The 24,544-nt window shown below is 68.8% G+C and carries 24 protein-coding genes; 12 read left to right on the top strand and 12 right to left on the bottom strand.

The annotated features are described in order from the left end of the window. The first annotated feature begins 63 nt into the window (after positions 1–63). Positions 64–1,680 (top strand): FAD-binding protein, encoded by a 1,617-nt coding sequence (locus tag ACWEQQ_RS24465; RefSeq protein WP_452349826.1) that lies wholly within the window; start codon positions 64–66, stop codon positions 1,678–1,680. Positions 1,681–1,701: 21 nt separating this feature from the next. Here ACWEQQ_RS24465 and xdhC read toward each other — a convergent pair whose 3' ends face one another. The 3 genes from xdhC to ACWEQQ_RS24450 are packed head-to-tail and all read right to left on the bottom strand — an operon-like array spanning position 1,702 to position 6,339. After that, positions 1,702–2,520: a xanthine dehydrogenase accessory protein XdhC gene (gene xdhC / locus ACWEQQ_RS24460; RefSeq protein ID WP_452342975.1), complete on the bottom strand. Its 819-nt coding sequence runs from the start codon at positions 2,518–2,520 to the stop codon at positions 1,702–1,704. A gap of 1 nt (position 2,521) precedes the next feature. Then, entirely contained in the window at positions 2,522–4,891 is a 2,370-nt protein-coding gene (gene xdhB, locus ACWEQQ_RS24455; protein WP_452349825.1) for a xanthine dehydrogenase molybdopterin binding subunit, read from the bottom strand. Then, positions 4,888–6,339, bottom strand: a complete 1,452-nt coding sequence (locus tag ACWEQQ_RS24450) for a xanthine dehydrogenase small subunit (RefSeq protein ID WP_452349824.1) — start codon at positions 6,337–6,339, stop codon at positions 4,888–4,890. The genes xdhB and ACWEQQ_RS24450 overlap by 4 nt, the downstream gene beginning before the upstream one ends. Positions 6,340–6,736: 397 nt before the next feature. On the opposite strand from ACWEQQ_RS24450, the gene ACWEQQ_RS24445 reads away from it, so the two are divergent. Next, positions 6,737–8,128 carry a nucleobase:cation symporter-2 family protein gene (locus ACWEQQ_RS24445; protein WP_452342944.1) on the top strand — a complete coding sequence of 464 codons (1,392 nt, stop codon included), beginning with the start codon at positions 6,737–6,739 and terminating at the stop codon, positions 8,126–8,128. Between the two features lie 4 nt (positions 8,129–8,132). Here ACWEQQ_RS24445 and ACWEQQ_RS24440 read toward each other — a convergent pair whose 3' ends face one another. Then, positions 8,133–9,140, bottom strand: a complete 1,008-nt coding sequence (locus ACWEQQ_RS24440; RefSeq protein ID WP_452349823.1) for a bile acid:sodium symporter family protein — start codon at positions 9,138–9,140, stop codon at positions 8,133–8,135. 83 nt (positions 9,141–9,223) lie between these two features. On the opposite strand from ACWEQQ_RS24440, the gene ACWEQQ_RS24435 reads away from it, so the two are divergent. The 3 genes from ACWEQQ_RS24435 to ACWEQQ_RS24425 all read left to right on the top strand — a co-directional run bounded on the left by ACWEQQ_RS24435 (position 9,224) and on the right by ACWEQQ_RS24425 (position 11,814). Continuing rightward, positions 9,224–10,093: a LysR family transcriptional regulator gene (locus tag ACWEQQ_RS24435; RefSeq protein ID WP_452342942.1), complete on the top strand. Its 870-nt coding sequence runs from the start codon at positions 9,224–9,226 to the stop codon at positions 10,091–10,093. A gap of 168 nt (positions 10,094–10,261) precedes the next feature. Next, complete coding sequence (locus ACWEQQ_RS24430) at positions 10,262–11,509, top strand: glycosyltransferase 87 family protein (protein ID WP_452349822.1); 1,248 nt, start codon at positions 10,262–10,264, stop codon at positions 11,507–11,509. Positions 11,510–11,619: 110 nt separating this feature from the next. Then, on the top strand, positions 11,620–11,814 hold the full coding sequence (locus tag ACWEQQ_RS24425; protein ID WP_452342940.1) for a hypothetical protein: 195 nt from the start codon (positions 11,620–11,622) through the stop codon (positions 11,812–11,814). Between the two features lie 21 nt (positions 11,815–11,835). Here the strand turns inward: ACWEQQ_RS24425 and ACWEQQ_RS24420 are convergent, their stop codons facing one another. Continuing rightward, complete coding sequence (locus ACWEQQ_RS24420) at positions 11,836–12,174, bottom strand: winged helix-turn-helix transcriptional regulator (protein ID WP_354841679.1); 339 nt, start codon at positions 12,172–12,174, stop codon at positions 11,836–11,838. 69 nt (positions 12,175–12,243) lie between these two features. Between ACWEQQ_RS24420 and ACWEQQ_RS24415 the strand changes: the two genes are divergently transcribed. Continuing rightward, positions 12,244–12,570, top strand: coding sequence for a YciI family protein (locus ACWEQQ_RS24415; protein ID WP_213557582.1), 327 nt, complete (start codon positions 12,244–12,246; stop codon positions 12,568–12,570). A 7-nt stretch (positions 12,571–12,577) separates the two neighbouring features. After that, positions 12,578–13,219 carry a cysteine hydrolase family protein gene (locus tag ACWEQQ_RS24410; RefSeq protein WP_452349821.1) on the top strand — a complete coding sequence of 214 codons (642 nt, stop codon included), beginning with the start codon at positions 12,578–12,580 and terminating at the stop codon, positions 13,217–13,219. On the opposite strand, the gene ACWEQQ_RS24405 is transcribed toward ACWEQQ_RS24410, so the two are convergent. Next, the gene (locus ACWEQQ_RS24405) at positions 13,203–14,477 is read right to left on the bottom strand and encodes a cytochrome P450 (protein WP_452349820.1); all 1,275 of its coding nucleotides are present in this window, start codon (positions 14,475–14,477) and stop codon (positions 13,203–13,205) included. The two genes, ACWEQQ_RS24410 and ACWEQQ_RS24405, sit on opposite strands and share 17 nt — an antisense overlap. Positions 14,478–14,631: 154 nt before the next feature. Here ACWEQQ_RS24405 and ACWEQQ_RS24400 point away from each other — a divergent pair, with 154 nt between their 5' ends. Both ACWEQQ_RS24400 and ACWEQQ_RS24395 read left to right on the top strand, forming a co-directional pair. Next, complete coding sequence (locus tag ACWEQQ_RS24400) at positions 14,632–15,228, top strand: TetR/AcrR family transcriptional regulator (RefSeq protein ID WP_452349819.1); 597 nt, start codon at positions 14,632–14,634, stop codon at positions 15,226–15,228. A 163-nt stretch (positions 15,229–15,391) separates the two neighbouring features. After that, positions 15,392–16,864, top strand: coding sequence for an AIM24 family protein (locus tag ACWEQQ_RS24395; protein WP_452349847.1), 1,473 nt, complete (start codon positions 15,392–15,394; stop codon positions 16,862–16,864). 16 nt (positions 16,865–16,880) lie between these two features. On the opposite strand, the gene ACWEQQ_RS24390 is transcribed toward ACWEQQ_RS24395, so the two are convergent. Beyond that, the gene (locus tag ACWEQQ_RS24390) at positions 16,881–17,624 is read right to left on the bottom strand and encodes a class I SAM-dependent methyltransferase (RefSeq protein ID WP_452349818.1); all 744 of its coding nucleotides are present in this window, start codon (positions 17,622–17,624) and stop codon (positions 16,881–16,883) included. A gap of 101 nt (positions 17,625–17,725) precedes the next feature. Here ACWEQQ_RS24390 and ACWEQQ_RS24385 point away from each other — a divergent pair, with 101 nt between their 5' ends. Beyond that, on the top strand, positions 17,726–18,532 hold the full coding sequence (locus tag ACWEQQ_RS24385; RefSeq protein ID WP_452349817.1) for a DUF1460 domain-containing protein: 807 nt from the start codon (positions 17,726–17,728) through the stop codon (positions 18,530–18,532). On the opposite strand, the gene ACWEQQ_RS24380 is transcribed toward ACWEQQ_RS24385, so the two are convergent. After that, positions 18,529–18,927: an ester cyclase gene (locus tag ACWEQQ_RS24380; RefSeq protein ID WP_452349816.1), complete on the bottom strand. Its 399-nt coding sequence runs from the start codon at positions 18,925–18,927 to the stop codon at positions 18,529–18,531. The two genes, ACWEQQ_RS24385 and ACWEQQ_RS24380, sit on opposite strands and share 4 nt — an antisense overlap. Positions 18,928–19,051: 124 nt before the next feature. On the opposite strand from ACWEQQ_RS24380, the gene ACWEQQ_RS24375 reads away from it, so the two are divergent. Further along, positions 19,052–19,666, top strand: coding sequence for a TetR/AcrR family transcriptional regulator (locus tag ACWEQQ_RS24375; RefSeq protein ID WP_452349815.1), 615 nt, complete (start codon positions 19,052–19,054; stop codon positions 19,664–19,666). Positions 19,667–19,679: 13 nt separating this feature from the next. Here ACWEQQ_RS24375 and ACWEQQ_RS24370 read toward each other — a convergent pair whose 3' ends face one another. Genes ACWEQQ_RS24370 through ACWEQQ_RS24355 form a run of 4 tightly spaced genes read right to left on the bottom strand, consistent with a single transcriptional unit; the run spans position 19,680 to position 23,426 of the window. After that, a complete protein-coding gene (locus ACWEQQ_RS24370; RefSeq protein WP_452349814.1) occupies positions 19,680–20,471 on the bottom strand; it encodes a DeoR/GlpR family DNA-binding transcription regulator in 792 nt (263 codons plus the stop codon). Continuing rightward, entirely contained in the window at positions 20,468–21,292 is an 825-nt protein-coding gene (locus ACWEQQ_RS24365; protein WP_354841645.1) for a carbohydrate ABC transporter permease, read from the bottom strand. The genes ACWEQQ_RS24370 and ACWEQQ_RS24365 overlap by 4 nt, the downstream gene beginning before the upstream one ends. Continuing rightward, positions 21,289–22,125 (bottom strand): carbohydrate ABC transporter permease, encoded by an 837-nt coding sequence (locus ACWEQQ_RS24360; RefSeq protein ID WP_452349813.1) that lies wholly within the window; start codon positions 22,123–22,125, stop codon positions 21,289–21,291. The genes ACWEQQ_RS24365 and ACWEQQ_RS24360 overlap by 4 nt, the downstream gene beginning before the upstream one ends. A 59-nt stretch (positions 22,126–22,184) precedes the next feature. Then, a complete protein-coding gene (locus ACWEQQ_RS24355) occupies positions 22,185–23,426 on the bottom strand; it encodes an extracellular solute-binding protein (protein WP_452349812.1) in 1,242 nt (413 codons plus the stop codon). A 158-nt stretch (positions 23,427–23,584) separates the two neighbouring features. On the opposite strand from ACWEQQ_RS24355, the gene ACWEQQ_RS24350 reads away from it, so the two are divergent. Continuing rightward, positions 23,585–24,538, top strand: a complete 954-nt coding sequence (locus tag ACWEQQ_RS24350) for an SIS domain-containing protein (RefSeq protein WP_452349811.1) — start codon at positions 23,585–23,587, stop codon at positions 24,536–24,538. The last annotated feature ends 6 nt before the right edge of the window (positions 24,539–24,544 follow it).

Here is a 24,544-nt window from a genome sequence, read left to right as displayed (position 1 = left end):
GAACCGCGCACCGAATTAGAACACGTTATAGTTCACCTCGCTGGGATTTCTTCACTCGGGAAGGTGGACGCAACGGTGCGGACCTGGGACTCTTCGGCCGATGTGGTGGTGGTCGGATACGGCGGCGCGGGTGTCGCGGCGGCGCTGGCCGCGCGGGAGTCGGGCGCCGACGTGCTCGCCCTGGACCGCTACCTGGGCGGCGGGGCGACCGCGCTGTCCGGCGGAATCGTGTACGCGGGCGGCGGCACCTGGGTGCAGCGCGCGGCCGGGGTCGAGGACGACGTGGAGAACATGCTCGCGTATCTGCGCGCCGAGGTCGGCGACACCGTGAGCGAGCGGACGCTGCGCAGGTTCTGCGAGGAGTCGCCCGCACTGATCGATTGGCTGACCGGGCACGGGGTGCCGTTCCAGCCGTCGCTGTGCCCCTTCAAGACCTCGTACCCCACCGACGACTACTACCTGTACTACTCGGGCAGCGAAAACTCCGGCGGCTTCCGCGAATTGGCGCGACCGCGGCAGCGCGGGCATCGCGCGCACGGACGCGGCGTGTCCGGCAAGAAGCTGTTCGGCCCGCTCGCCGAGTCGGCGGCGAAACACGGCGTGCGCGTTCGAACCGGTACCCGGGCAACGCGACTCGTGGTCGAGCACGGCCGGGTGGTCGGCATCGAGGCGACCACGATCAGCGGCGCGCCCGCGGCGGTGCAGCGCAGGTTCGCCGCGCTGGCCCGGATCTCGGCGAAACCCGGTGTGTACCACCAGGGTTTGCGCCAGGCCGTGCAGGCGCTGATGGCGCGCATCGAGCGTCGCTACGGGGCATCGGTGCGCATCCAGGCGCGGTCGGGGGTCATCCTCACCACCGGTGGCTTCATCGCCAATGGCGCGATGGTCGCCGAGCACGCGCCCGGCTATCCGTGGGCCGAGGGCCTGCCGCTGGGCACAGCCGGTGACGACGGCAGCGGTATCGCCATGGCCCAGGCGGCGGGCGCGGCCACCGGTCGCATGGACGCACTGTCCACCTGGCGTTTCATCGCCCCGCCGAGTGCCTACTTCGGCGCGATCGCCGTGGATGCCAACGGGCAGCGCATGATCGACGAGTCCCGCTACGGTGCGGCGCTGGGCGCGGCCATCGCCGCCAGTCCGGGGCATCGGGCCTGGCTGCTGGTCGATGCGCGGCTGGCCGCCGAGGCGCGCCGCCAGATCGGGAAGCAGTCGGTGTGGTTCCAGCGCATGCAGGCCGAGCGACTGCTGCGGTTCGGCAGCGTGACCGGCCGGACCGTCGAGGAGGTCGCGGCCCGGGCCGGTATCGACTCGGCGGCCCTGCGCAAGACCGTGGACGCGCACAATCGCGCCATCGAGCAGCAGCTGCCCGACCCCATGGGCAAGCCCGACGACATCCGCCGCCCGTTGCACGCGGGACCCTTTGCACTGCTGGATATCTCGTTCAAGTCCCGGCTGACCTACCCGATGCCCATGCTCACCCTGGGCGGGCTGCTGGTGGACGAGGAGACGGGCGCGGTCCGCACCGAATCCGGTGCGGCCATCCCGGGTCTGTTCGCGGCGGGCCGGGCCGCGGTCGGGGTGTGCTCGAATTCGTACGTGAGTGGCCTGTCCCTGGCCGACTGCGTCTTCTCGGGCCGCCGCGCCGGCACCCACAGCGTGGAGCTCGCGGCCACGCACTGACCCCGGCGGCCGGCGGCGGCGTCAGTCGGTGGTGCGTGCGCCGAGTTCGAAGGTGTGCAACAGATCCGCCGCGACGCTCACCGCGATGACGGCCGGTTCCTTCCCGGTGATATCGGCCAGCCCGATGGGAGTCTTGATGCGGCCCAGGACTTCCGGCGAATGACCGCCCTCGGTGGTGAGCCGCTTCCGGAACCGCGCCCACTTGGCCGGGGATCCGATCAGGCCTATGGTGCCGAGGTCGTCGGCGCGCAGGGCCGCATCGCAGAGGGCGGCGTCCTCGGCGTGATCATGGGTCATGATCAGGATGTGGGTGCCGGGCGGCAGCCGGTCGAGGACCTGCTCCGGCAGCAGCGGCGTGTGATGGGTATGAACCCGCGCGATGGCGTCGTCCAGTGGCGCGAGCCGTTCCCCGGTGAGCACCTCGGGCCGGGAGTCGATCAGGTGCAGGTCGACATCCTGACGGGCCAGGATGCGGGCCAGTTCCAGCCCGACATGACCGACCCCGAAGATGGCCACCGCCGGGCGTACCGGCAGCGGCTCGAGCAGCACGGTCACCGTGCCGCCGCAACATTGGACGCCGTGCTGGCCGACGACCTTGTCGTTGAGGGCGAATTCCATCAGCTCGGGTTCGGCGTGCGGTTTCGCGATCAGCTCGCGGGCGCGCTCGACGGCGACGGCCTCGACATTGCCGCCGCCGATCGAACCCCAGATATCGGACTGTCCCACCACCATTTTCGCGCCCGCCCGGCGCGGCGCGTGGCCGCGCACGGACGCCACCGTCACCAGGACGCCGGGTTCCCGCCGGTCGCGCAGGCGCGCGACCGCGGTCACCCAGGTCATGTCACGCACGGGCGGAAACGCTTTCCCCGGTGGCGAATTCGCGGGCCCGCCGGGCCGCGTCGAGGGCCCAGTACACCGCCTCCGGCGTGGCGGGCGCGCCCAGCTCGACGCTCACCCCGTCCGGTCCGAAGGCCGCGGCGGCCTGGCGCAGCGCCTCGCGCACCGAGAACGCCAGCATGAGCGGCGGCTCCCCCACCGCCTTGGACCCGTACACCACGCCCTCCTCGTGCGCGTGCTGCAGCAGGGTGACATTGAAGACCTCGGGCATCTCCGAGAAACTCGGCAGCTTGTAGGTGCTCGCCGCCTGGGTGAGCAGCCGCCCGCGGCCGGGTCCGTCACCGGTGTCCCAGCGGATGTCCTCGAGCGTCAGCCAGCCCGCGCCCTGCACGAAACCGCCCTCGATCTGGCCGATGTCGATGAGCGGGGACAGGCTGTCGCCGACATCGTGCACGATGTCGACGCGGCGGATGTGGTACGCGCCGGTGAAACCGTCCACCTCCACCTCGGCGGCGGCGGTGCCGTAGGCGAAGTACTTGAACGGCGAGCCGTGCATGGTCTTCGCGTCCCAGTGCAGGCCCTCGGTGCGGTAGAAACCGGCCGCGGACAACTGGACTCGCTGCAGATAGGCCGTCCGGCACAGGTCGTTCCATTCGACGACCGCGTCACCGGGCCCCAGGGCGCGGGCGACGCCGTCGGCGATGCGGACGTCGGAGGCATGGACTCCCAGCCGGGCCGCCGCCACCTGCAACAGGCGTTCGCGCAGTTGCTCGCAGGCGTTCTTGATGGCCGCGCCGTTCAGGTCGGCCCCCGAACTCGCCGCGGTCGCGGAGGTGTTGGGCACCTTGTCCGTTCGCGTCGGCGCGAGCCGCACCTTGTCCAGCGGGATGCCCAGTGTGGTGGCCGCCACCTGCAGCATCTTGGTGTGCAGGCCCTGCCCCATCTCGGTGCCGCCGTGATTGATCAGCACCGACCCGTCCTTGTAGATCAGCACCAGCGCCCCGGCCTGGTTGAAGGCCGTCATATTGAACGAGATGCCGAACTTGACGCCGGTGACGGCCAGCCCGCGCTTCACGTGCGGATGCGTCGCGTTGAAGGCCGCGATCTCCCGTGTGCGCGTCGCGATCTCACCGCGTTCGAGCACCTGGTCCCAGGTGGCGGTGATGCGTTCGGGGTGGCGCACCTGCTGCCCGTAGGGCGTGGTCTGCCCGGCACGGTAGAAGTTGCGGCGGCGCAGTTCCATCGGATCCAGGCCGAGCAGCGGCGCGCACCGGCCCAGCAGGTCCTCCATGACGAGCATGCCCTGCGGACCGCCGAAGCCCCGGAAGGCGGTATTGGAGGGCTTGTTGGTCTTGGCGATGCGACCGGTGAAGCGCGCGTTGGGAATCCAGTACAGGTTGTCGACATGGCAGAGCGCGCGGGCCAGCACCGGTTCCGAGAGGTCCAGGCTCCAGCCGCCGTCCGAGGTCAGGGTGGTGTCCAGGGCCTGAATGTGCCCGTGGGCGTCGAATCCGACCCGCCACTGCGCGTGGAATCCGTGCCGCTTGCCGGACATGGTCAGGTCCTGGGTTCGGTTGAGCCGCAACCGGACCGGACGCCCGGTGAGGGTCGCGCCGAGCGCCGCGATGGCCGCGAAGCCGTGCGGCTGCATCTCCTTGCCGCCGAATCCGCCGCCCATGCGCAGGCACTGCACGGTCACCTCGTGACTGTGCAGCCCGAGTACGTGGGCCACGATCTCCTGGGTCTCCGACGGATGCTGGGTGCTGGACTGCACGAACACCTGCCCGCCCTCATCGACATGCGCCAGGGCAGCATGGGTTTCGAGGTAGAAGTGTTCTTGATCGGAGAAGTGGATTTCACCGGTGAACACGTGCGCCGAGGCCGCGAACCCGGATTCCAGGTCGCCGCGCCGCACCTGGGGATGCGCACCCTGGAAGCTGCCGGCCGCCGCGGCTTCCTCGATCGTGATCAGCGAGGGCAGCGGCTCCAGCTCCACCTCGACCGCCGCCGCGCCCAGCCGCGCGGCCTCCAGCGTCTCGGCCAGCACCCAGCAGACGGCGTGGCCGTGGAAGCAGACCTCGTCGGGGAACAGCGGCTCGTCGTGCTTGACGCCGGCATCGTTGATGCCGGGCACGTCCGCCGCGGTGAGCACCCGCACCACGCCCGGCACCCGCAGCGCGGGCGCGGTGTGCAGGGCGGTGATGCGCGCGTGCGCGTGCGGCACCTGCACCGGATACGCGTGCAGCACATCCTTGGTGCGGTACACCAGGTCGTCGGTGTAGAGCGCGGCCCCGGTGACGTGCAGGGCGGCGCTCTCGTGCGGCAGCGCCACACCCACCGCGGGATTCTCGGGCCGTTGCGACAGGTGACTCATGACAGCACCCCCGCGGGTTCGGTGGTCTCGGCGAACAGTTTGCGCAGGCTCTCCCCGAGCATGGCGCTGCGATACCGCGCGCTGGCGCGGTGATCGTCGAGTGGAGTGCCCTCGTCCCGCAGGACCTGCGCGGCCGCCATCACGGTCGATTCGGTCCAGGGCCGGCCCACGAGGGCCGCCTCGGTGTCGTAGGCGCGCACCGGGGTGGCGGCCACACCACCCAGCCCGATACGCGCGGTGCGGACCAGACCATCCTCGATGTCGAGCGCGAAAGCCACTGCGACGCTGGAGATGTCGTCGAAGCGGCGCTTGGCGATCTTGTGGAAGGCGGTCACCGGCGCCAGCGGCAGTGGAATCCGGACGGACTTGATGAGCTCGTCCGGCCGCCGCACCGAGCGCCGGTAGCCGGTGAAGTAGTCGGCCAGCGCGACCTGGCGCTCGCCGTCGGCATCGGCCAGCACGACCGATGCCGCCAGCGCCAGCAGCACCGGCGGCGCGTCGCCGATGGGCGAGCCGGTGCCGAGGTTGCCACCCAGGGTGGCCGCATTGCGGATGAGCCGGGAGGCGAACTGCGGGAACAACTCCGACAGCAGTGGCACCCGCCCGGCGAGGCGGCGTTCGATCTCGGTGAGGGTGAGCGCGGCGCCCAGCTCGATCCGGTCCGCGCCGATGGTCAGCTCACGCAGTTCGGGCAGCTGATCGATGGCCAGCGTGTATTCCGCCCGCCGGCCACGGAGGTTCACCTCGACGCCCAGGTCGGTGCTGCCCGCCACCATCGTGGCGTCCGGGTGCTCGCGCAGCAGCCGGAGCGCGTCGGCGAGGGTCGCGGGCCGGACGAAACGCTGCCCACCGGAACTGAAGTCGGTCGCCACCGGTTCCGGCGGGTCGGAGACGAGCCGCCGGGCCAGTTCGTCATCGGCCTCGGGCTCACCGACCGCGAAGGCCGCATCGCGGATGGGCCGGTAGCCGGTGCACCGGCACAGATTGCCGCTGAGCGCGTGCAGATCGAAACCATTGGGACCGGTCTCGGCATGCGCGCAGTCGGGTGCGATCTCGTCGAGCGCCCGCCGATCCGGCCGGTAGTACTCCGCGGCCATGCTGCACACGAATCCCGGTGTGCAGTAACCGCATTGCGATCCGCCGCGCACCGCCATCTCGCGCTGCACCGGATGCAGCCGCGCGGGCCCGCCCAGGCCCTCGGCGGTGACGATCTCCTGCCCGTCCAGCGCGACGGCGGGCACCAGGCAGGCATTGATCGCCACCCATTCGGTCGGCTCGGCCACTCCCGGCCGGGCCACCAGCACCGAACACGCGCCGCATTCGCCTTCCGCGCAACCCTCCTTGCACCCCGTGAGCCCGAGCTCCCGGAGAAAGTCCAGCAGAGAGGTATGCGGCGCGGCGGGAGAAATCGTCGTGGTCTTCCCGTTCACCGTCATGAAAATTGCCATTGCAGGCTGCCTTCTACGTCGAGTGCACTATCCAGTGTTCGCGGATTAATTCCGCTCGTCGAGAAAGCCGTGCCTCAGCAGCCGTGCGCCACGCGGCCGGGCACCCACACCGTCCGGTGGGCGAGGCGACGCAGGTCGGAATTGGTGGACATCCGGTCGCCTCCTGCCTGTGACCACGGGTTACGAGGCCCCGAACCTACGTCGCGGCATGATATTCGGTCAACACGAGGGGCCGCGCGCCGCGAGATTCTGTAGGAAAATACGAAGGCGGCCGGGAGGCGCGCCGAACCGGCTGGACAATCGAACAATCTGCTGCGGGACAGGTATTTCCTGCGCCATCATTCGGGTCGTGGTCGCGGCCTGTTCGGGCCGTTGTTCACGCGTTCCAGGAGGCATCATGCAAATGCGCTTTTCGCGCCCCTCCCGTAAATCCGATATCGGCGTCGTCCGGCCCCGGCATCCGGTCGACGAAATCCCGCCGCCCCCACGATTGGCACTGCTGGGCCTGCAGCACCTGGCGATCATGTACGCGGGCGCGGTCGCGGTGCCGCTGCTCGTCGGCGGGGCGCTGAAACTGCCGGCCCACACCATCGGCCTGCTGGTGAATGCCGATCTGCTGGTCTCGGGCATCGTCACCATCATCCAGTCGGTCGGCATCGGCCGGATTCTCGGTGTCCGGCTGCCGGTGGTCGCGGGCGCGACCTTCACCGTGGTCTCGCCCATGATCCTGATCGCGCAGCAGTTCGGCGGCGGCGAGGCCGGGCTGCCCACCGTCTACGGCGCGATCCTGGTGTCGGGCGTGTTCGGTCTGATCATCGCCCGCTTCTTCGCCAAGGTGGTGCGGTTCTTCCCGCCGCTGGTGTCGGGCTGCGTGATCTGTGTGATCGGGCTGTCGCTGATCGGTGCCGACGCCGGGCTGATCGCCGGCGACGACCCGAAAGCGGCCGACTACGGCCAGATTTCGCATATCGCGCTGGCCGGGCTGGTGATCGCGCTGATCGTGGTGATCCACCGGTTCGCCCGCGGGCTGATCGCTCAGCTGGCCGTGCTGATCAGTGTCGTGATCGGCACGCTGGTGGCGGTGCCCATGCATCTGGTCGACATGTCGGCGGTCGGGTCCTCGGGCTGGTTCGCGATCTCGCGGCCGTTCATCTTCGGCGCCCCCGAGTTCCATCTCGGCGCGATCATCTCCATGTGCGTGGTCATGCTGGTGACCTTCACCGAGTCCACCGCCGATATGGTCGCCGTCGCCGAAATGGTCGACAAGCAGCTCGAGCCCGCGGACCTGGGACGCGGCCTGGCCGCCGACGGACTCTCCGCGGTGCTGGCCGGATTCATGAACTCCTTCCCCGACACCGCCTTCGCCGAGAATGTCGGCCTGGTCGGGCTGACCGGCGTGCGCAGCCGCTGGGTGGTCGCGGCCTGCGGCGGCATGCTGGTGGCGCTGGGGCTGGTACCCAAGGTCGGCAGTGTGGTCGCGGCACTGCCGGGTCCGGTGATCGGCGGCGCGGCCACGGTCATGTTCGCCATGGTCACCGCGGTCGGGCTGCGGGTGCTGCACAAGGTCCAGTTCGAGGGCACCAGCAATATGCTGATCATCGCGGTCACGCTGTCGGTGGCGCTGCTGCCGGCGGTGGCCCCGAACATCTACACCAAGTTCCCGGCCGACTTCCAGATGATCGCGGGCAGCCCGATCACCTCGGCCGTGATCGTGGTCTTCGTGCTCAATCTGGTCTTCAATCACTGGGGTGCGAGCAAAACCGGCACACCGGTGAACGAGGCGCACTGACCGATCACACCGGTTCCACTGCACCGCTGGGCAACTCGGCTTCCACCGGGTCCGCCCGGCGGGCATAGCGCTGGGCCAGAGCCGCGCAGGTGAAGAGCTGGATCTGGTGGAAGATCATGAGCGGCAACACGATCAGGCCGACCGGATGCCCGGCGAACAGCACCGAGGCCATCGGCAGGCCGGTGGCGAGGCTCTTCTTGGAGCCGCAGAAGGTCAGCACGATGCGGTCCGCGCGGGAGAAGCCGAGCAGGCGGCCGCCCAGCGTGGTGAGGGCCAGCACGGTGGCCAGCAGGGCCGCGCAGACCAGCACCGTGGACACCAGCACCCGGGCCGACAGATCGTGCCAGATGCCCGCTGTCACACCGGCACTGAACGCCGCGTAGACGACCAGGTAGACCGAGCCGCGATCCACCGTCTTGGTGGCGGCCGGATGGCCGAGCACCCAGCCCAGGCGGGGGCGCAGCAGCTGCCCGGCCAGGAACGGCAGCAGCAGCTGGACCACGATGGCGAGCACCGCCGACGGTGAAACATGCACGCCCGCAGCGGTATTCATGCAGGCCATCACGAGCAGCGGGGTCGCGAAGACGCCGATCAGATTCGACAGTGAGGCGCTCACCACCGCGCCGGCCACATTGCCGCGGGCCATGGAGGTGAAGGCGATGGAGGACTGCACTGTCGAGGGCACCAGGCACAGGAACAGCACACCGGTGTACAGGTCCGGGGTGAGCACGCTCGGCACCAGCACCCGCAGGGCCAGGCCCAGCAACGGGAAGATCACGAAAGTGGCTGCCAGCACTCCGGAGTGGAGTCGCCAGTGCCGTAGTCCGGCCAGGGCCTCACGGGGTTCCAGGCGGGCGCCGTAGAGCAGGAACAGCACCGCGATGGCGATCTTGGTGGCCCAGTCCAGCACCTCGGCCGCGCCCCCGCGCGCGGGCAGCAGGGCGGCCAGCGCCACGGTGGCGAGGATGCCCAGCATGAAGGAGTCGATGCGGAGTTTGGCGAGGAGCTGCACGTTTCGACGGTAGGAGCGCGGATGCCGATCGCGATAGTCGTTCGATCCGATATCTCTCATCGCGATACGTGATAATTAACCGCATGTTCGAACCCGAGCTGCTACGCACCTTCCTGGCCGTGGAGCGGGCCGGCGGCTTCACCGCCGCGGGCCGTCAGCTGGGCCTGCGCCAGTCCACCGTGAGCGGCCATATCGCCCGGTTGGAACAGGCCGCCGGGCGGGAGCTGTTCCGCCGCGACACCCGGAATCTGGCGCTCACCGCCGACGGCGCGGCCATGATCGGCTTCGCCCGCGCCATCCTCGACGCGCAGGCTCAGGCCCAGGCCTACTTCTCCGGTTCCGCCCTCACCGGCCTGGTGCGGCTGGGCGCGTCCGACGATGTGATGGCCCATGCGCTTCCCGACATCCTGGTGGAGTTCCAGCGCACCCATCCCGGTGTGGATCTCGAGCTCACCGTCGGCCTGAGCGAGACCCTCAAATCCCGCATGGCCGCAGGCGAACTCGACCTGGTCTTCGGCAAGCGACTGCCGGGCGAGCGGCACGGCACACTGCTGTGGCGGGACCGGCTGGTGTGGGCGGGGCGTTCGGCCGCAACGGAATTCGAGGATCCTGTGCCCTTGGTCACCTATCCGGAGCCGAGCCTGACCCGGCAGCAGGCGCTGCGCGCGCTCGAGCACGCGGGCCGCACCTGCCGGGTCGTATGTGTCAGCGACAGCCTGCTCGGACTGCGGGCGGCGGCCCTGGCCGGGCTCGGGGTGATCGCGCACGCGGCGGGTGTGCTGCCCGATGGGCTGGTCCCGCTCACCGACCCCCGGCTCCCCGAATTGGGGGAGCTGGATTTCGTTCTCATGCACCGCCGCACCCGGCTGGCGGACCCGGAGCAGGCGCTGGCCGACGCCATCATCGCCAATGCGCGCCGCCTATCACTCCAGACCACGCGGTCGGGCATGTGACCGCACCGTCCGCTCTGGACGGTAGGGTGCTGAGAATCCGAATTCGCGCTACGCAGAGCGCGGATCGGCCGGCCGCTGGCCGGGAGCGTCAAGGCGGGCGGGCTGAAGCGTTCGTGTTCAGCATTTCTCGAGCCCGGCAGTGTGTATCGCACATCCGAGGTGGGTTTGGTGTTGATCGGTGCAAGGACGAACGACGGTGCTGTCATTGCGGATTCCGGTGGGCCACCGCCGCCGTGGCGCAGGTCGACGCTGATCGTGCTGGCCTTCGGTGCGGCACTGTCGCTGGTGCTGATCTTCGCGACCGTGGATCCGTGGCTGGACCAGGTGGGTTTTCTGGCAGGCGGCTTCGACGTCCACGTCTACCGGGACGGCGCGTGGAAGATCTACCACGACCATCCGCTCTACACCGAGACGACGCATCGCGGCCTGTCCTACACCTACACGCCGTTCTCCACGCTGATGTTCCTGCCGATCCTGATGGTGCCGTGGGGCTACGTCACGAATTCCTGGCTGGCACTGAACATTTGCGTGCTCTACGGCTGTGTCCTGTTGTGCTGGCGGGTACTCGGCCACCGCCTCACCTGGCGGCTCGCCGGGATCAGCGCCCTGCTGGCGGCGACGGCCATGTTCCTGGAGCCGGTGCGCACCACGCTGTACTACGGCCAGATCAACCTCGTCCTGATGGCGCTGATCCTCTGGGACTTCTCGCGCCCGGAGGGCAGCCGGTTACGCGGCCTGGGCACCGGGCTGGCCGCGGGCATCAAACTGGTGCCGCTGTATTTCGTGGCGCAGTTCCTGGTGCTGCGGCAGTGGCGGGCGGCCGTGGTGGCCGCGACCACCTTCGTCATGACGATCCTGGTCGCCGGCGCCGTCCTCCCGTCCGATTCGAAGCAGTATTGGACCAGGACGTTCTTCCAGTCGGACCGCATCGCCCCCGACACCCAGCCGGCCAATCAGTCGCTGCGGGGCGCGATCGCCCACCTCTCGGGTCATCAGGTGCCGCAGTGGCTGTGGCTGCTGATCGCCGTGCCGGTCGCGGTCGGCGGCCTGCTGCTCGCGGCGGCGCTCTACAGCCGCGGCGAGAAACTGCTCACCGTCACCACCGCGGGCCTGACCTCGTGCGCGGTGTCCCCGTTCTCCTGGAACCACCACTGGGTCTGGTTCCTGCCGCTGTTCGTCTACCTGATCAACCGTGCCGCGTCGGAACCGCGTTGGTGGTCGGCGGCCGGTTTCCTCTACCTGACCACCGGCGCCTGGGCCTACCACTGGACCGATCGCTGGGTGGTGGTCGGCTGGTTCCTGTTCCCGCCGTCCTGGCCGATCGCGCAGATCCTGCTGAACTGCTATGTCATCGTCTACGTGGTCATCCTGGGCGGCCTGATCGCCTGCCTCCGGCGCTCCCCCGACCACGAATAGGCAACCGACCGGTCGGCTATTTGGCCGCATCCGTTATGGAAGAGTTGCCGAGGGTATATCCGAATCAGGCCGGGGATGGGAATCCCTCTCGCGCATACCTTTCGCGAGCGATGACCGAGGAGGACGCCATGAAGGAGCCGGTGTGCATCGATTGCTGGCGGCGTGACAACCTCACCTTCGCCCAGCGGCTGGACCCCGCCTTCATCAAGCCGGGGCCGAAATACCGGTGCGCCATGCACCGGGCGCAGTGCGAGGCGGAGGGCATCGGACCGGACCACACCGAGCGCACCGACCGCGCCGCCTGACGAACCCGGACGCGGGGCACGTCACGGCGTCTCGATGACGAGACCCGTTCGCGCGCTCCGCTTCTCACCCCACTCGTAGAGCGCGGTCAACACCGGGACCAGACTCCACCCCTCGTCGGTGAGGTCGTACTCCACCTGCGGCGGGACGGCGGGAAACACCGTGCGCCGCACCAGCCCATCGGACTCCAGCTCCCGCAACTGCTGAACCAGCATCTTCTCGCTGGTGTCCGGCATGAGCCGCCGCAACTCCCCGTACCGCCGCACTCCCTCCTTGAGGTGCGCCAGAATGACCGCCTTCCATTTGCCCCCGATCAGATCGACGGTCACCTCGACCGGGCAGTGATAGCGCTTCGCCGGCATCTCGCCTCCGGTACTTACCGAAAAGTGCGTTCTTGTAACACTGTAATCATGGGACTTTCATGAATTCCCATGAAGGTCATTACATTCGATCGATTCAAGCCCGGCGTCACGCTGGAGACCATCACCCCGTATCTGCCCGAGGAGGTCGCCAATGTGTGGCGGCTGTGGAAGGCGGGCATCGTGCGGGAGAACTATGCCCGCGCCGATGAGCCGGGGGTGGTCATCGTGTTCGAGGTCGACAGTGTCGAGGAGGCCCAGCGGTACGTGAACGACTTCCCGCTCACCAAGAAGGGGTTCCTGGAGTGGACGTATGTGCCGGTCACGGCGCCGCTGCCGATCGAGGCGCTGATGGACGCCTCGGTGGATGTCGCGGAACCCTACGACCGCACCCGGTGAGGCCGTCATGCGACAAGCCTACGGCCTGACCATTCCGCAGACCGTCGAGGACGTCTGCCACCCGGAACGCATGGCGCTGCTGATCTACGACATGCAGGTCGGCATCGTGGGGCAGCTGCCCGACGGCGAGAGCATCGTGAAGTCCTGCGTGCGGTTGCGGGATGCGGCGCGGGCGAACGGTTTCCGCGTCCTCTACACCCGCCATATGTCGATTCCGCCGGCGGCGGCGGGGATTTCGCAATTGCGTACCGCCATGGAATGGCAGCACGTGGACGATCCGGCCGACGTGCGGGCCGCATTCGCGCAGGGCTCGCCGCAGTACCAACTGGTGCCCGAGCTGTCCCCGAGTCCCGACGAGGTCGTCTTCGACAAGATCACCATGTCCGCCTTCGCCGGGACGCCGCTCGATATCGCCCTGCGGGACTTGGGAATCGGCGCGTTCGCGGTGGCGGGCATCGCCATGGAGGTCGGCATCGAACCCACGGTGCGGCACGCCACCGACCTCGGCTACCTGCCCATCGTGGTGACCGACGCCTGCGGTGCGGGCCATGCCGAGGCGGCCGAACGCTCGCTGGCCGGGCTGGCCTTCGCGGGCGGTTCCCGCACCACCGGCACCGATGCCCTGAGCGCTCTCATGAATCGCCGCTAGCGGCCAGAATCTCGGTGTAGGACAACGGGATCGCGGCCGGTCCGCGCAGCGTGACGTGTTCCCGGTACGGCGGACGCTCGCAGTCGAGCCGGGGTTCGCGCACGCGCCGCGCGAATCGAGTGAGGGCGATATCGGCCTCCAGCCGGGCCAGCGGTGCGCCCAGGCAGAAGTGCTGGCCGAGACCGAAGGCCAGGTGCCGGTTCTCGCGGGCCGGATCGAAACGGCCGGGCTCCGCGAAGACCTCCGGATCGCGGTTGGCGGCGGCGAGCAGCATGATGATCATGTCGCCTGCCGCGATCTCGATGCCCGGCAAGGTAATCGGTTCGCGGGCGATGCGCGGAACCAGTTGTACCGGCGGATCGTAGCGCAGGGTCTCCTCGATCACCGGACCCGCGAACGATCCGGCAGTGCGCAGATTCGCCAGGTGATGACGGTGATCGAGCAGTGCCAGAGTGGCATTGGCGATGAGGTTCACCGTGGTCTCGTGCCCGGCGATCAGCAGCAGCCCGCAGGTCGCGATGAGCTCCTCGTGGGACAGCGCGTCCCCGGACTCCTCGGCGGCGATGAGCGCGGACAGCAGATCGTCCCCGGGCCGCCGGCGTCGCTCACGCGCCAATTGTTCGAAGTAGGAGTGCAATTCGTTGTTGGCCCGCACCAGCTCGACCGGGTCGGGGCGGCCGGAAGTGGCGGTCCCCGACACCGGGTCGAGGGTGCGGGCCAGCATGGACGACCACTCCCGCAGACGTGGTTCGTCCTCGATCGGCACCCCGAGCAGTTCGCAGATCACCGTGATCGGCAGCGGATACGCGAGATCCGCCACCATATCCAGCCGCCCGCGCTCGGCGGCCCGATCGAGGGCGGCGTCCGCGATCGCGGTGATCCGCTGCGCCATCCCCCGCACCACCGCCGGCGTGAACGCCTTGGCCACCAGCCGCCGCAACCGCGTGTGATCGGGCGCGTCCCGGAACAGGAACGACATCGTCCCCGCCAATTGCCCGGCCTGCTCCCCCGCGAGATCGTAGGTCGGCGTCGGCCCCAGCGGCAGCGACGCATGCCGCCGTTCCACCACCGCCCCCGGATGCCGCAGCACCGCCGCGCAATCCCGATACGACGTCAGCACCACCACCGGCCCGCCCCCGAGCCGCACCGGCCCGTGCTCGCGCATGCGGTCGTACAGCGGATAGGGATCGGCCCGATTCGCCGGATCCAGCAGCCCGGCGAAGAACCCGGGAGCGGACGGGGAGTGCGCAGTGGTCATGGATACCGCCTAGAGGTCCGCCGAGCCAACAAAGCTACAGTAACTGTAGCTACACTGACTGTAGTATTTGCTCGACAGATCCAGATGTCAAGGCAGCTCCGAAGCAGAGAGGTGAATCGTGGCCGAGCGCCGAAACCGCGCCTACGCACCTCGGATGGCACCCGAGCAGCGACGGGAGCAACTCCTCGACGCGGTGCTCCGGGTCATTGTCGGGGAGGGCATTCACCGGGTGTCCATCGACTCCGTGGCCCGGGCGGCCGGGGTCAGCCGGCCGGTCGTCTACAGCCTGTTCGAGGATTCGGACGCACTGCTGCGCGCCTCACTGGACCGCGAGGAGACCGCGGCGCTCGCGGAGCTGGCGACCGCGGTGCCGCTGGCCTCCGCCGGGGATCCGGGCCGTGCCGCCACCGAGAGCCTGGAACGCTTCCTCACCGCGGTGCAGGCCGCGCCGGATCGGTGGCGGGCGGTCTTCCAGCTCGTCGATTCGAGCACTCCGACCTTCCGGCGCCGGCTGGAGCGCGCGCGGCAGGCGTTCATCGCGGCGCTGGAAACCTTCGTGCGCGAGGCGGTTCCGGCCGAGCGGCGGGCGGCGGTGGATGTGGAGCTCACCGCGCGCACCCTGTTCGCGCTGTTCTGGGAGGCGGGGCGACTGGTGCTGGCCGCGCCCGAAGCCTTTCCGCCGCAGCGTATCCGCGATTTCGCGGCGAATCTGATCCCGGCGCTCCCCGCCTTCCAGCGGCCGGGCGACTGAGCGCGGCAATACCTGGGGGAATACCCGGATGGCCATTGATTCGGACATTCAGGACACTGGAGGCTGTGAATCGCCTATTGCCCGAACAGGTCCGCGCCGCCGGTGAGGGGCCGCGGTGACGGCGCTCGCCCGCGGGGAGAACCGGCCCGCGCCCGCCGACCGGATGACGGTCACCGTAACCTGCTCCGCCGCAGTCGATGTGTCCGCGCTGCTCCTGGGCGCGAACGGGCGGGTGCGGTCGGACGGGGACTTCATCTTCTTCAACCAACCGGTCGGTCCCGGCGTGGTCTACCGGCACGGCCGCGGCGCCGGGGACATGGTGGACGTCCAGACCTCCGCCCTGCCCGCCGACGTGGATCGGGTCGCCATCACCGCCAGCCTCGACGGCAGCGGGCCCGCCACCTTCGCCGCCGCCGGGACGCTCACCGCCGCCATCGGATCCCCCGCGGGCACACTGACTTTCCCGATGAACGGTCTGACCAGCGAGGCAGCCGTCGTCTGTGTGGAGATCTACCGACGCGGCGACGCCTGGAAGGTGCGCGCGGTCGGCCAGGGCTACGACAACGGCCTGGCCGGACTGGCCGAAGCCTTCGGCGTGACCATCGATGACGATCCCGAGCCGCCGGTGCAGGCCCCGCCTGCCCCTACGCTTCCGGCGCAGGCCCTCCCGCCGCAACCTGCCGCGCCACCCCAGCAGCCGCAACCCGCGCAATACTCGCGGACACAACCCAATCCCGCCGCGCAGCCGATGCCGTTGCCGCCCACCCTGCCGGCCCAGCAATTCCAGCCGCCGGCCGCGCCGCAGCAGATGCCCATGGCCCCGCAGTCTTTCGCGCCGCCGCCCTATCCGCCCGCGGCCCCCGTCCCGAATCATTCCGCGCCACAAGGAGTTCCGTCCGTGCAGAGCGAGCTGTTCCATCCGAATCATGCCGAGGTCAGCGGTTACGGCATTCAGAAGCAGGGCAGCAAGATGATCCGGGTGGCCGTCGACGGGGAGACCCTGGCGCGGGCCGGATCGATGGTGGCCTATCAGGGCGAGCTGCACTTCAAGGCGCTCGGGTCGGGCGGGATCGGGCGGGCGATCCAGCAGCGGCTCACCGGTGAGGGCGTGCCGCTCATGCAGGTGTCCGGGCGCGGAGATCTGTTCCTGGCCAATGCCGCCTCCGATGTGCACATCGTGGACCTGGACGGCACCGACGGCCTGACCATCAATGGCGCGAACGTACTGGCCTTCGACTCCACGCTGTCCTACAACATCCAAAGGGTCCAGGGCGCGGCCGGTTACGCCAGCAATGCGGGCTTCTTCAACTGCGTCTTCACCGGTCGCGGCCGGATCGCCATCACCACCCACGGCTCCCCGGTGGTCCTGAATGTCGACCAGCCGACCTACGCCGATCCGCAGGCCGCGGTGGCCTGGTCGTCCAGCCTGCAGACCGGCATCAAGCGCAATGACTCCTTCGGTTTCAGCCGCCTGATCGGCCGCAGCACCGGCGAGGGCCTGACCCTGTCGTTCTCGGGCCGCGGCTTCGTCATCGTGCAGCCCTCCGAACTGCCGCCCGGCGGTTTCATCGGTGGCACCGGCGGCGGTCAGGAGGCCGGGCAGTCGGGCGGCATGTTCGGCGGGCTGCTCGGCTGACCTCGCCGTTCGTGGCTCAGCGCTTGACGGCCGTCACGAATTGCACTGCGCCGGAGGAATTCCGGCCGGTCACCTCGCAGCCCGCGGCGGTGAGGATATCCGGCACGACGTGGTAGCCGAGGCTGCGCGCGCCCCCGATGCCGGCCACGCCGCGGAAGAGCGGGAAGTCGAGCACCGGCGGGTGGGCCAGCGCGGTCACCGCGATCCGCCCGCCCGGCCTGGCCACCCTGGCTATCTCCGCCAGCGCGCCCTCCGCGTCGGGAAAGAAGTGCAGCGCGAAGAAGCAGGCCACGGCGTCGAAGGCGCCGTCGGCGAAGGGCAGGCGGCCCGCATCGCCGCGCACGAAACCAACCGGTCCAACCGCATTGGTGCGCGCCGCCTCCGCCAGCATCGACTCCGAGGCATCGAGCCCGACGGCCAGGCCCGAATCCCCCGCCGCCCGGCCGAAAGCCCTGGTGAACAGCCCCGGTCCGCAACCGACATCGAGTACCAGCGCGCCCTCGACGAGCCCGAGCGAGTCCACCGCCCGCTGCTTCTCCCGGCGCACGCCGACCGCATTGCGTCCCATGGCGAGCCGGAAGAACTCGCGCCAGATGGGTTCGTAGATGCGGGAGATGAGCGGCACCCGCATGGCGGCCTGCCCGATGCCCTTGACCGGAGGCGTCTCCGCCCCGAGCACATCGAGATAGCCGTGGACGACGGTAGATTCGGGGAGGAGCAGTTCCACGATGCGCTGCTGCGGCGACTGGGTCGCGATCATGCCGCGCAGCTTACGCAGGTATTCGGCGCGGCGAAAGGATTGTCTGGGACAGGAATCGGCTGTTAGGTTCGATCTGCACGTCTCGTTCCGATGGAGGGGTTTTGCGCACAGTCACCCGAATCCTGCTGATGCTGGTCACGCTGGTCTCCGCGCTGACTCTGCTGCCCTCCCAGGCCATGGCCGTCCCTGCCGACCCGGCGCTCGACGAGGCCACCTCGCAACAGCTGGACGAGCTGCTCGCCGTGCGCAACTCGATCACGGGCACCCGGACCGACGCCATCGCCCAGCTCTCCAGCCGCTTCCTCGGCACCCCCTACCGCGCGAACATGCTCATCGGCTCCGCCACCCAGCCCGAGCAGCTGGTCATCGACTTCCGCCGCGTCGACTGCTTCACCTACCTCGACTACGTGGAGGCCCTGAGCCGCTCCACCACCCGCGCCGACTTCATCCAGAACCTGGTGGCCACCCGCTACGCCGACGGCCGGGTCGAATTCACCCGCCGCAAGCACTTCTTCACCGACTGGGCCGCAGTCAACCGCATCGCCGCCACCGACATCACCCCCACCCTCACCCCCGCCGCGGTCACCGTCACCAAACACCTCAACGCGAAAGCCGAAGGCGGCAACTACCTTCCGGGCATCCCCGTGGTGGACCGCAACATCACCTACATCCCCAGCCGCTCCTTCGACAACGCCGTCATCACCGCCCTCCACACCGGCGACTATCTCGGCGCCTACACCCCCGACGCCGGCCTCGGCGTCTCCCACGTGGGCATCTTCATCACCACCCCGAACGGCCCAATGTTCCGCAACGCCTCCTCCCTGACCGCCAACAACCAGGTCGTCGACACCCCCCTGACCCAATACCTCACCACAGTCCCGGGCCTGGTCGTACTGCGCCCGAACTAGTCCCGGTCGGTCTCGACCGCTACCTCGGCCAGGGTTTCCGCGCTGTACGGCATTCCCTGTCCGAGCGCCCAGTTCTCCGCGATCCGTCCGTTGTCGAGGCGAAAGATCTCGATCATCATCGGTTCCGGGCCATCGCCCGGGACTGGGATTCCTTCGATGGACGAGCGGACGGCCACGCGGTCGCCGTCGACCAGTACATCCTCGGCAACGACACGGATGTCGGGGAATTGGGCAACAAGACTGCGCCAGGCACTCTTTCCCGCCTCGAATCCCGTGGTACCGAGCGGATGACTGAAGCAGTCCGGCGTGTGCAGGTCAGCTGCCCGGTCGAACTGCCTGGCGTTGAAGCACTCCTGCATCTGCCGCACGACGGCACCGGCGTCCTGTGTGGTCATGATTCCACCCTCCCCAGGCAGTAGATCGGAACACGATGAGCGGCAACACATTCGAATAAACGGTGCGCCGCCCCGCTTGTTCGCTCAGCATACGGGGCGGCGACCCGGTTATGCTAGGGCCGATATGTCACGCCAACCGCCCCAACGCATTCCGTCCGATGCATCGGCCACTCGAGGTAGCGATCGCGAGCTACGCGCCGATGCCCGCCGCAATCGGGAACGCGTGCTGCGGACTGCGCAGCAGCTGTTCGCGCAGGAAGGGCTCGGCATCTCGCTCGATGAAATCGCGCGGCAAGCGGGGGTGGGTCCCGGTACGGTCCATCGGCACTTTCCCACCAAAGAGGCGCTGTATCTGGCTGTCTCGATCGATCAGATCGAACAACTGGTGGCCGAGGCGGCGGTGCTGGCGACATCGGAGGACCCCGCAGCGCTATTCACGCTGTTGTCGCTGATGATGGCCAACGGCGTCGAGAATGCGACGGTCAAGAGCGCACTCGCCGCCGCCGAATTCGACCTGCGGATGGCCGCACCGCAGGTGGCGGCGGATCTCACCCGCCATGTCGGCGATCTGCTCGAGCGGGCGCAGACGGCGGGTGCGGTGCGGCAGGACGTCACGGTCGACGAGGTGATGGCATTGGTCGCGGGCGCCTTCGCCGCGATCCAGCATGCCGGCGCGCAGTCCAGCTCGGCGCGAATCGCCGGGATCATCCTCGACGGGCTACGACCCCGATCCCGCTGAGCGCCTTCGCCGCTCAGACCAGGTGGACCTCGATGCCCGCGTCGCGGATGGGGGTGAGGGCGGCGGGGGCGGCTTCGCGGTCTATGACCAGGATGTGGATGGCGTCGATGGGGCAGATGCGGGCGAGGGCGGTGCGGTCCAGTTTGTCGGCGGTGGCGACCGCGATGACGCGGTGGGCGCGGCGGACCATTTCGGCATTGATGCCCGCCTCGTCGAGGTGGCGGCATTGGGCGCCGCCCTCGGCGGAGATCGCGCCGACGCCGAGAATCACGGTGTCCAGGCGTAATTCGGCCAGGGCCAGGGCGGCCAGGGGGCCGTGGAGTTCGTAGGATTCGCGGCGGGCCAGGCCGCCGAGGCAGATGGTGCGCAGGTGGGGGCGCAGGACCAGTTCGGCGGCGATATTGAGGGCGTTGGTGACGATGGTGAGTTCGTGGTCGGTGGAGGTGGGGAGGTCGGGGCGGGCGGCCAGGGCGCGGGCCACGGCCGTGGTGGTGGTACCGCCGTTGAGGGCCACCACTTCGGCCGGATCGATCAGGGCCGCAGCGTGTTCGGCGACGCGCTGTTTGGGCTCGTCGGCGCTGCCGCGGTAACGGGCGGGGAGGTCGTAGGCGACGGCGGTGGCGACGATGCCGCCGTGGGTGCGGGTGGCCAGGCCCTGGTCGGCGAGGGCGGTGAAGTCGCGCCGGATGGTGGCGGGGGAGGCGCCGAGGCGGGCGGCGGCCTCCTCGACCGAGAGGCGGCCGGCATCGGCGACCAGTTCCAGCAGGCGATTCCAGCGCCGGGAACGGTCCGCGGGAGCGGTCATTTGACGCTGCCGGCGGTGAGGCCGGCGACCAGGCGCTTCTCGATGAGCGCGAACAGAATCACGACGGGCACGATGCCGACGGTAGAGATGGCGAACACATATTGCCAAGCCACGTCGTACTGCCCGACGAACTTGGTGAGCGCCACCGACAGCGGCTGATTCTCGGGCGTGGTGAGAATGACCAGGCTGGCGGCGAATTCGTTCCAGCACGAGACGAAGGCGAACACGGTGGCGGTGACGATGCCGGGCCACACCAGCGGGAGGCTCACCCGGGTCAGGATCTGCCAGCGGTTCAGCCCGTCCAGCTGGGCGGCCTCCTCCACCTCGACCGGCACCCCGGCGAAGAAGCTGTGCAGGATCCACACCGCGAACGACAGATTGAACGCGCCGTTCACCAGGATCATGGCCAGCCAGGTGTCGTTGATGCCCAGGGTGAAGAACTCACGCAGCAGGCCGGTCACCAGCACGGTCGGTTGCAGCATCTGGGTGACCAGTACCAGACCCAGGAACAGCGTCTTGCCCGGAAACCGCCGCCGCGCGGTGTAATACGCGGCCGGAATGGCCACCACCAGCACCAGCAGCGTCCCGAACACCGAGATCACCAGGGTGCTCACCAGATTGAACGGCAGCGGCGTCTCCGGCGTGTGCCACATGGTGGCGTAGTTGTCCGGCCGCCACTGCCGCGGCAGGTAGGTCGGCGGGATCCGCAGGATCTCCGAACGCGGCTTGAGCGACCCGAGCACCATCACCAGATACGGCAGCAGGAACACCGCCGCCAGCACCGCGCCGACAGCCGTGAGCCCCCACCGCCGCCGGGTCATCGCGCCTCCTCACCGGCGGGCCGGATCAGCTTCACATAGATCGCGATGATCACCAGGATCAGCACGAAGTTCAGCACGCTCATGGCGGCCGCCGTCGCGACCTGCTGATTCTGCCGAATCAGCTTGAAAGTCAACGTGGTCGTGGTGTCCGCCGAGAAGCCCGCGATGCTGCCGGTCAGCACCTGCAGGATCGGCAGCGAATTGAACGAGTTGATGATGTTGATGACCGTCGCCACCGCCATGGCCGGACGCAGTTGCGGCAGTGTCAGATACAGGTACCGCTGCCAGGAACTCGCCCCGTCCACGCGGCCCGCCTCGTCGATATCGGACGGAATCGATTGCAGCCCGGCCAGAATCGTGTAGGTCGTGAACGGCACGGACACGAACACCGCCACCCCGATGGCCACCAGGAACGCCGGCCCCGGCTCCTTGGTGAATCCGAAACCCCGGTCCAGCACCCCGATATCGACCAGGAACCGGTTGGCGATCCCCACATCCGGATCCAGCATGTAATCGAAGATGGTGGTCGTCATGACCACCGACGCCGCCCACGGCACCAGGATGGCCAGCCGCACCGCCGTCCGCCCCGGGAAGTCCTTGTTCAGGAACTGCGCCAGCCCCGCCGAGAGCACCAGCGTGATCACCACGACCGCCACCACCCACACCACGGTGTGCGCCAGGATCGCAGGCAGCTCGTCGATGGCGAACAGCCTGCGGAAATTGGCGAATCCGGCCGGGCCGCGGTCGGTCCCGTAGGCGCTCAGGTCGCGGGTCGAAGTCCAGATCATGTACCCGGCCGGGTACGCCACCACCGCCGCGATCAGAACCAGCACAGGGCCGATCCACGGCAACGCGCGCAGCGTGGCCGTGGATCGATGGGAGGCGACGCCCCTCAACTCGCCGCCTGCTGAATCTTCTGCAGCACCGAGGCCGGGTCGCTGCCCTGCGCGATCGTGCCCATCTGCTGCCGGATGGCGCCCTGTGCGGCACCCCATTTCGGGTTGTTGCTCGGATAGAACTTGGCGACCGGCAGGGTGGCGGCGAACGCCTTGGTGACGGGATCGTCGGTGAGCGCGGCCGCACCGCTGGTCGTGATGGGGATGAAGTGCTCGCCGCTGACGAACTTGGCGTAGACGGCCGCGGAGTAGAAGTAGCTGAGGAACTTCTTGATGGCCGCGGCCTTGGTGCCGTCCTTCTTGAAGGCCATCAGGTGGTCGGCCACACCGAGGGTGGACGGGTCGCCGGTCTTGGTCGGCGAGGGCGCGGTGGCGTACTTCAGGCTCGGATTCTTGGCGGCGATCTGGCTGATGGTCGGCGGCAGCCCCTCGATCATGCCGATCTTGCCCTGGATGAACGCGTTGATGACGTCGAGCCGGTTGGTGGCGCCCGGATTCGGTTCGGTCGCACCGGCGTCCACGATGGCCTTCATGGCCCGCACGCCTTCGAGGTTCTGCGGGGTGTCGACGGTGACCTTGTCGCCGTCGGACCAGGTGCCGCCCGCGCCGAAGGTCCAGATGGAGGTCTCGCCCTGGGCTTCCTCGCTGCCCAGCGGCAGCCCGTACCCCGAGACGCCGCCGAGCGCCTGGATCTTCTTGGCGTCGTCGGTGAGCTCCGTCCACGTCCGGGGCGGTGCGCCGATGCCCGCCTTGGCGAACAGCTCGGTGTTGTAGAACAGCGTGCGGGTGGAGGCGAAAAGCGGTAGCGCCCACTGGGTTCCGTCGATGGACGCGTTCTTCGCGAAGCCGGGCTGGATGTCGCCGATCACCGCCGGGTCGGCGATATCGGTGGCCGGGTACAGCTGGCCGTCGGTGGCGTAGGTCGAATAGGCGTCGATGTTCAGGATGTCGGGCGTGGTGCCCTTGGACTGCAGTTTGGTGCGCACCACGTCATTGATCGAATCCCAGGACTCCATCGAGAGTTTGACCTTGACATCTGGATTGGCCTGCTGGAAATCCGCGATGATGGCGTCCCACTCGGCCTTGGTCGCGTCGCTGTAGGTCGGCGCGAGGAAAGTGAGCGTATTGGGGTCCGAGTCGTCGGATTTGCTCCCGCCGAAACCGCAGGAGGACACCGTCAGCACCAGGCCGGTCAGCAGCGCCACCGAGGAAAGTGCGCCGCGCAGTGGACGTTTCACGACAAGGGCTCCTCAATCTGCACACCCTGCGACGCGAATCGCGGATGATGAATGAAGCGAACGATTCGGTATGTCCGAATCTAACGCGAAGTCTGCTCGAATGTGATCGTTTGACCGGGAAAATTGACAGGAACGATCACTGGGTTGATCCTGGGTACGTGCTGCCCGAGGCGAATCGAATCTCCGTCCCCGCAAGCCATCTGGCCGCCGGATCCCATCTCGCCCGCGAGGTGGCCACCCAGCCCGACGACTGGGTCCGCGCCGCAGCCACCGCCACCGCGCACCGCCATCTGCTGCCCGTCTCGGGCGAACGAGTGGCCGTACTCGGCTGCGGCACCTCGCTGTTCATGGCCCGCGCCTTCGCCGCACTGCGCGAATGCGCCGGGCAGGGGCTCACCGACGCCTGGCCGGCGGGTGATCCGCGACTGCGCGATCTCGCGGGGATCGGCCGCGGCTACGACCGCTATCTGGTGATCTGCCGCTCCGGCACCACCACCGAGGTGCTCGACGCCATCTCCGCACTGCCCGAGGAGATTCCGCGCACGGTCATCAGCTCCAGCCCCGCCACGCCGGTGCTGGAGCTGGCCGACCCCATCCTCATCGACGAGGTGGACGAGCGGTCGGTGGTCCAAACTCGGTTCGCCACAACGACGCTGGCGCTGCTGCGCTGGCACCTCGGTGAGGATCTGCACCCGGTGATCGCGCAGGCCCGGGCCGTGCTGGCCGACCCCGACCCTGATGCGCTGAATGTTATCCGTCATGCCGAGCAGATCACTTTCGTGGGCATGGATTTCGCTGCCGCGCTCGCCGACGAGGCCGCGCTGAAGCTGCGCGAATCCTGCCGCTCCTGGACCGAGTCCTACCTGTCCACCGAGTACCGGCACGGGCCCATCAGCATTGCCGGGCCCGGCCGCGCGGTGTGGGCGCTGGGCCCGCAGCCGCCCGGGCTCACGGACGACATCCGCGCCACCGGAGCGCATGTCGAACAGCGCGACATCGACCCCATGGCCGAGCTGGTACGGGTGCACCGGCTGTGCCTGCTGCGGGCCGCCGACCTGGGTTTGGACCCCGATCAGCCGCGCAACCTGACGCGATCGGTCATCCTGAGCTGATGGGTG

It is taken from the genome of Nocardia sp. NPDC004123, from assembly GCF_053603795.1.
This window is presented reverse-complemented; position numbering and strand designations above follow the sequence as displayed.